This window comes from Pseudoalteromonas sp. SR45-5, from assembly GCF_014163565.1.
In the GTDB taxonomy this organism is placed as follows: Bacteria; Pseudomonadota; Gammaproteobacteria; order Enterobacterales; family Alteromonadaceae; genus Pseudoalteromonas; species Pseudoalteromonas distincta.
On sequence record NZ_JACJDN010000790.1, the window covers coordinates 1 to 1554 of the forward strand.

Sequence of the window (1554 nt, forward strand, 5' to 3'; positions counted from 1 at the left end):
GTCAAGAAAAGTTATCTGAAACTCTAAATTATCAAGTAAAAGAATTAGTACAAGAAACTAGGAAAGACGTTAAAGAATTAAGTGCCGATTTTAAATCAGAGTTGAAATCGTGCGATGAAAACTTTAAAAAAGAAATAAAAGAAAGCAATAATGAAATCAGAAAAATAAACACTAAAATTGCCTGGGCAATAGGTGCTTTAGCAGGTGTCATATTTATTGGTGGTTTACTTATCAATGGTAATCTAGGCAAAATACACAAACTAATGGAGCAGTCTGCAAAAACAGACACAAGCTCTCAAGTCAAAACTAAATAAGTCCAAAAAGACCACTGCAAAGTGGTCTTTTTGTTTGTAGGATTAAAAATGGATTTTAACTGGGATAACTCAAAACTAATTGAAGAGCATGAATTTTCCGCTGATAATCTCGATAGAGCAAAGTACGCAACTTACTTAACCTCCTTGATAAAAGCTAAAGGCGGCACAGATAAAAATAATTTATCAAATTATGTATTAAACCTTGATGCAGAATGGGGTGCAGGTAAAACTTACTTTTTGAAACGTTGGAGTGAAGATGTAAAAAGCAGTCACCCAGTTGTTTATATAGATGCTTGGAGCATTGATTATCTGGACTCACCTTTGATGACTGTTTTAAGTGAAATTATTGAACAGTTAAAGTTACAAACAGACAAAATTGATCCAGAAGAAACAAAAAGAAAGTTAAATCAGGTGATTAAAGCTGCTGCACCAAGGGTTGGTAGTGCCATAATGAAAAGGTACTTAGGTTTTGACTTCAATATATTTGATTCAAAAGGTGATGAAGAAGACACTTCGGTTTCAGCTAAGGAAGTTGACTTTTCAAAAGCAGGTGAAAAGGTACTGGAAGTATTTTGTAAAGAAGTGACAGATAGCAAGAAAAGTGTGAAAGCACTTAAGCAGGCAATTCAAGCTTGGGTAGAATACGTTGTAGACACCCCAGTTAAAGGTATAGCAACTATTACAAATAGCTATCCTGCATTTATATTTATTGATGAACTAGATCGTTGCAAGCCGACTTATGCAGTTGAGATGTTAGAAGCAATTAAGCATGTTTTTGATATACCAGGGCTTTCATTTATTGTTGCAACAAATACCCAGCAGTTAGCTCATACAGTTAAAGCAGTTTATGGCTCAGGTTTTGATGCAGAGGAATATTTAAGCCGGTTTTTTGATAATAAATACATACTAAGAACAAGGGTATCCACACCTTTATTGAAAAACTATTGCCAACTAAAACCACTTAGTAAGGAGTTGCTTGCAAATAGAGATGTCATACTATTTCCATTTGTAAACTTTAAAAAAGATGATGTTTATAATCTTTGTAATGATATTTTTAATGCATTAGAGCTGTCACCGAGACAATCTATTAAAGTACTAAATAGAGCTGAGTTAATTTTTGCTAATATTAACAATAATAAAACTATAGACGTTCCTTACATCATAACTTTGCTATCTCTTATGGAGAGGAGAATACAAGACTATGAGTTACTTATTAACACATTTACTAGTACTGGAAAGC

The 1554-nt window shown here is 33.1% G+C and carries 2 protein-coding genes; both read left to right on the plus strand.

From position 1 onward, the window contains the following. On the plus strand, window positions 1–314 hold a 314-nt coding region (locus H5072_RS19080), incomplete at its 5' end, for a hypothetical protein (RefSeq protein WP_182694464.1). Window positions 315–362: 48 nt separating this feature from the next. Further along, window positions 363–1554: P-loop NTPase fold protein (locus tag H5072_RS19085; RefSeq protein ID WP_182694465.1), on the plus strand; the 1192-nt coding region annotated here is incomplete at its 3' end.